1 protein-coding gene is annotated in these 383 nt (G+C 57.7%); it reads left to right on the forward strand.

The genetic code is table 11. The annotated features are described in order from the left end of the window. Window positions 1-9: 9 nt before the first annotated feature. Window positions 10-383 (forward strand): SRPBCC family protein (locus tag AC07RN_RS21500; RefSeq protein ID WP_478337305.1); only part of this gene is annotated, 374 nt, incomplete at its 3' end.

The raw sequence follows: 383 nt of genomic DNA on the forward strand, positions 1-383 counted from the left end.
GTGATATCCATGGCCAGAACACTCAAAACGAGCGAGTCGATCGTGATCGATCGGCCGGTCACCGAGGTCTTTCGATATATGTCCAATCCGGATAATCTGCCTGAATGGGGTAGCAATGTAGTCGAGTACAAGCTTCTGTCGGGTTCGCCGGACGAGGTCGGCGCCGTTCTGGACGTGACAGCCCGCGTCGCGGGTGTGCGCATCCATGCGACCGAGGAGATTGCCGACTATCAGGAAAACAAGATGCTTCGGATCCGATCGAAGGAGTCGAAGATCGGATACGACCGTGAACTCGATTTCGAGAGCGATGGGGATGGGGCGACCCGGGTAACGTTCCGGCAGGATGCGGACGCAGGGACGGGCCTGTTCAAGTTCGCCGATAC

The organism is Lelliottia sp. GFLA7 (genome assembly GCF_056490165.1).